This is a genomic window from Flavihumibacter sp. CACIAM 22H1, from assembly GCF_001601815.1.
In the GTDB taxonomy this organism is placed as follows: domain Bacteria; phylum Bacteroidota; class Bacteroidia; order Chitinophagales; family Chitinophagaceae; genus Flavihumibacter.
Genome location: NZ_LUKG01000113.1, coordinates 5541 through 10777, shown reverse-complemented (window position 1 = coordinate 10777; position 5237 = coordinate 5541). Strand labels below are relative to the sequence as shown.

Here is a 5237-nt window from a genome sequence, read left to right as displayed (position 1 = left end):
ACCCGATATCCATATTCAACGTAGCGGCCCCGGTTAAAAACCAATGTTTTTTTACCACAAACGTATAGGCATAACCAGCCCCCGGACCGAGTTCGAGAAAACGGATTTTCCTTACTTCGCGCTGATCATACTGATCGGCAATGGAGGAAGGTACCAAAACAGAATCGCCGGAAACCGAACCCGCGTAAACTTCTCCCCCAAATAAGAGGGTTCCGGCCGACTTCTTTTGCCACTCGCTTTGCAGAAAAGCAGCCCGGTAGGAAAATCGTTCGCCATTTCTCAGATTATATACTGCCAGTCCAAAGAGGGATATACCCAGGTCTGGACGAAGATAATAGCGTTGAAGATCGTTGCTTCCAAGCCCTCGGGGACTTAAAAAATAACCCTTGTAAAACTGTCCGAAAAAATCGATCGTCCAGTTTCGGGGATAAATATGCGATTGCAGATCGAGGTACCGGGTATTGCCTTTGCCCTTTTCGGGATTGAGAAAAGGAAACCCGTAGGCCAGATTGAGGGTAAAGCTCCGGTAAGTAGCACCAATGCCCATATTCAGCGTAGTATTTGGGCGGTACCTCAGGTTGGCAATGGATTTGGCAGCGCCCAGGTGAATAGAGGTATATTTTCTTGAAAAATAAAACCGGCCGGTAAGCATACTATCATAGGTTTGGATATAGGTACTGTCAGCTTTTTTAGCAAGGGCAACCAGGGCAGGGTATTGTGCTGCTGCACACAATGGCAGGCAGGCCGTCATAAGGCAGATAATACTTGTATAAAGGCGGCGATTGTGTCCCATATCAGGATCACAAATTTGCAGCAATTAGTTGGTACTCCCCTACTTATCTTTGCAGCATGCATTACGTATCGGTAGAAGGTTTAGGAAAAAGCTATGGCATTAAACCCTTGTTTGAGAATATATCTTTTCACATCGAAGAAGGAGATAAAATAGCATTAATTGCAAGAAACGGATCGGGGAAATCAACCTTATTGAAAATTCTGGCCGGAAAGGAAAGTCCGGATGCCGGCACCTGTTGGATCAACAAAGATGTTACGGTGGCACTTTTTGACCAGGAACCAGTTTTCCAGGAAGAAAAAACCATCCTCGATAATATTTTTCAGCATAATCACCCCACTTTAAACGCCATTAAAGCGTATGAAGCAGCCAGCGAAGCCGGAGATGCCGCCGCATTAGGCGCTGCTATTGAAAAAATGGACGAAACAGGCGGCTGGGATTTTGAGGCAAAAGTTAAACAGATCCTGGGCAAACTTAATATTCATCACCTGGCTCAACTTGTTGGAACCCTTTCCGGAGGACAGCGAAAGAGGGTGGCACTTGCCCGTACTCTGATTGATATCGGTTTTGACCATAAACATACGCTGTTGATCATGGATGAGCCAACCAATCACCTTGATATACAAACGGTGGAATGGCTGGAACATTTTCTGAACCAGGAAAAAGTAACCCTGCTTTTGGTAACACACGACCGGTATTTCCTCGACGCAGTATGTGACGAAATATGGGAACTGGACGGCAGTGAGCTTTACACCTATAAAGGCGACTATGAGCAATATATAGAACGAAAGTCGGCCCGGATGGAACAACAGGCTTCCAGCATTGATAAAGCACGGAATGTTTACCGGAAAGAACTGGAATGGATGCGTAAGCAGCCCAAAGCAAGAACCACCAAATCCAAAAGCCGGATTGATGCGTTTGCAGACGTGGAAGCCAAAGCAAAACAACGATTGGAAGAACAAGCACTTCAGTTGCAAATGAAAATGAACAGACTGGGTGGCAAAGTCATTGAACTGAAGAAGATCTATAAAAAATTTGATGACAAAGAAATTCTGAAAGGCTTTGATTACACGTTTAAAAAAGGCGATCGGATTGGTATTGTAGGTCCGAATGGCGTGGGAAAATCAACTTTCCTGAATATACTGCAAGGGCTGGAGCAGGCAGACAGTGGTAAGGTGAATATCGGCGAAACCATTGTTTTTGGTTATTATTCGCAGGAAGGCTTAACCTGTAAGGAAGATATGCGTGTTATTGAATACGTAAAAACCTTTGCAGAAAGCTTTCCATTAGCAGATGGCGGCAGCCTCAGCGCTGCTCAATTCCTGCAATTATTCCTGTTTAGCCCGGATCAGCAATATAGTTATATCAGTAAACTGAGTGGCGGTGAAAAAAAGCGCCTGTTGCTGCTTACCATCCTGTTCAGGAATCCAAATTTCCTGATCCTTGATGAACCTACCAATGACCTCGACCTGCCAACATTAGCCGTTCTGGAAAACTTTCTGTCGGAGTTCCAGGGTTGCATCTTAATTGTATCACACGACCGGTACTTTATGGACCGGCTGGTAGATCATCTCTTTGTGTTTGAAGGAGCTGGTACCATACGCGATTTTCCTGGCAACTATACCCTTTACCGTATCTGGCAAAAAGAGGAAGAACAAAAAACACTGGCAGCTGTACAGGAACCCTTGAAACAGCCTGCAAAAGATCCGGTGCTTACAACGGTTACAAAAAAGAAATTTTCTTTCAATGAAAAACGCGAATTCGAGCAATTGGAAAAAGAAATCCCCCTGCTCGAAAAAGAAAAAGCCCGGTTGACCGAACAAATGGCAACCGGTTCTCTTGATTATAGCCAGCTACAGGAAATAGGTAACAGGATGACCCAACTTACGCAGGAACTTGAAACCAAAGAGATGCGATGGCTGGAACTAAGTGAGCGGGAATGATGAAATCCTATAGAATATGCCGCCGTTTAAACTGCCAAAAAGCAATAGCCACCAGCATACAGAGGCTGCCATTTACAAACCAGGTAAACCGAAAACCGTTGGCCTCGGCCAATTGAGACGATAAAAGAGGCCCCAAGGTTTGCGCGGCAGACCAGGCCATGGTGTACAATGCGGCATACTGGCCGCGGTTATGCGAGGCAGTTCTGCTGATCCAAAAGCTATTCATAAAGGGCATGGCCAGCATTTCTCCAGCGGTAATAATGGTAATCAATAAAAAAGCAACAGGTAATCCAAATTTTCCAAGTCCGAGTAATACATAAAATGTACCTACCAAAGCAACGCCTATTGCTATATAGGTAAGTTGGTTTCTACGACCTTCCAACTGGTAAATTAAGATCATTTCCACCAGCACAATTAATACTCCGTTAAAAGCCATAAGCAGCCCTATTTTGGGCTCGCTAAAATGCAATTCCTGCCTGAAGTAAACGGAGAGGGTCGTAAACAGCTGAAAAAAGCAAGCGGCAAACAAGGTAACCAGGATAATAAATAAAATATACGGTTTATCCTGGTAAACAGAGGGTAGTGATGGATTGGCTTGCGAGGTGTTCTTTTGTTGTCTGGACTGCTGTCCACCTGCCTCCCTTAAAAAAAACACCATTAAAACTGCCGCCAAAAAATTAGAAATGCCATCAATCCAAAACAGCCATTGGTAACTGAATTTTGCAATAATACCTCCTAAAGCGCTGCCAACCGCCCATCCAAGGTTTACGGCAAGCCTATTGAGTGAATAAGACCGGGTTCTGTTTTCGGGATTGCTGTAAAAAGCGATGGCCGTAGAGTTTGCCGGCCGAAACGCTTCGTTTACAAAGCTTAGCAAAAAGGTAAACAAACATATAAAGGGAAAGGATTTTATAAAGCTCAATATCCAGAATAAGGCAGCACCTCCTGCAAGTGCTACCAGCTGAACTTTATAAAACCCTATTTTATCGGTAAGTTTTCCACCAACAAATGCGCCCGCAAAAGCACCCGCGCCAAAACATCCGAATACCAGTCCGGCATCTCCGATTGAGTAGCCCATACCTGGGCTGGTTAGGTAAAGAGAAAGAAAAGGCACTACCATGGTGCCGCTCCGGTTGATCAACATGATCAGGGAGAGCAACCAGGTTTCCCGCGATAAACCCGAATACGCACCTTTGTAGGCAGAAAATGTTCGTGAAAGCATAAGGCGGCACAAAAATATTCTGTACCGCCTTCCGTTGTTTACCGTTTAGCAATATTTTTCAGCTATCAGCTGCCAAATACTTTTTTCAGCAGATCATTCACCCGGGCAGCCGGGTTAGTTCTTATTTTTTTCTCCTCATCGGCCACATAATAGAAAATACCATCAATGGCTTTACCCGTTACATAGGAGGAAAGATCGGGATTTACTTTTTTCAAACTTACTTTGTTGTAGGCATCAAAAACGGCTGTCCAGTATTTCGTAGCGCCGGTTTTTTCGAGCGAGGATTCAATTACCGGTTTAAATGCTGCCGTTAATTCAGGGGAGGTTGATTTTCTAAGATAGCCGGTGGCAGCGGTGTCGGCTCCGCGCAGAATATTCAACCCGTCATTAACGGTCATATTTTTAACGGCACTTACAAATATGGGAGCGGCCGACTTAGACGCATCTTCCGCAGCCCGGTTAATGCTTAAAATAGCATCATCCACCAGTTTTCCCATTCCGAGTGCCCTTAATTTCTGTTCTACCTGCTGCGCCTCTGGAGGCAGCAATACCTTCACTGCCGCATCCTTGAAAAAACCATCGGCAGCAGATAATTTGCTGGCGCTGTTTTGGGTACCTATGGCAAGTGCTTCTTTTAATCCGGCAACAATATCATCTGAGGATAAGCCAGCGCCGGATTTATTTTTATTTAACAATCCGCCGGCCTTTTTAAGAATACCGCCCCCATTGTCATTTGTCTGGGAATACGCGGTTGCAAACAGGGAAGCTGCTACTAAAGAAAGTACTAGTTTTCGCATAGGAACTTATTTTAAACATTCAATTACACTAAATTAAACGTATCTCCACAAAGAATAGATGTATTCCGCCAACAATTAATGTTAAAAAGGATAGTAAATTCGCTCCTCAATTTAATGTATGCGTAAAATTCTTGTATCCTCTTCCCTATTGCTTTGTGCTGCTATTGCTGTAGCGCAAACGGGTGGAAAGCCAACTGGCACGCCCGCTAAAAAGCCAGCTGCTAAAACAAGCTCCAAACCCCCGGCAAAAACAGCCGCCCAGGCTGGTCCCCAGTTAAAAACAGCCAAAGACAGTATGAGTTATGCCATTGGCATGAGCCTGGCCAATTTTTACAAGGACCAGGGTATTGCAGATATTAATACCGCCCTGGTTTCCAAAGCGTTAAATGATGCATTGAAAAATCAACCTACGTTGCTCACCGAAGAACAAATGAATATGAGTATTACCAATTATCTACAAAATTTAAAGAAAGAAAAAGCAGCGG

At 44.4% G+C, this 5237-nt stretch carries 5 protein-coding genes; 2 read left to right on the top strand and 3 right to left on the bottom strand.

Annotated elements, in window-relative coordinates:
• Positions 1-793, bottom strand: a 793-nt coding sequence (locus A1D16_RS20080) for a DUF4421 domain-containing protein (protein ID WP_290712904.1), incomplete at its 3' end; no start/stop codon positions are given.
• Positions 794-849: 56 nt separating this feature from the next.
• Between A1D16_RS20080 and A1D16_RS20075 the strand changes: the two genes are divergently transcribed.
• Positions 850-2733, top strand: coding sequence for an ABC-F family ATP-binding cassette domain-containing protein (locus A1D16_RS20075; protein ID WP_290712901.1), 1884 nt, complete (start codon positions 850-852; stop codon positions 2731-2733).
• Positions 2734-2740: 7 nt separating this feature from the next.
• Here A1D16_RS20075 and A1D16_RS20070 read toward each other — a convergent pair whose 3' ends face one another.
• Positions 2741-3955 (bottom strand): MFS transporter, encoded by a 1215-nt coding sequence (locus A1D16_RS20070; protein ID WP_290712898.1) that lies wholly within the window; start codon positions 3953-3955, stop codon positions 2741-2743.
• A 65-nt stretch (positions 3956-4020) separates the two neighbouring features.
• The gene (locus tag A1D16_RS20065; protein WP_290712895.1) at positions 4021-4752 is read right to left on the bottom strand and encodes a DUF4197 domain-containing protein; all 732 of its coding nucleotides are present in this window, start codon (positions 4750-4752) and stop codon (positions 4021-4023) included.
• A 118-nt stretch (positions 4753-4870) separates the two neighbouring features.
• On the opposite strand from A1D16_RS20065, the gene A1D16_RS20060 reads away from it, so the two are divergent.
• Positions 4871-5237: FKBP-type peptidyl-prolyl cis-trans isomerase N-terminal domain-containing protein (locus A1D16_RS20060; RefSeq protein WP_290712892.1), on the top strand; the 367-nt coding region annotated here is incomplete at its 3' end.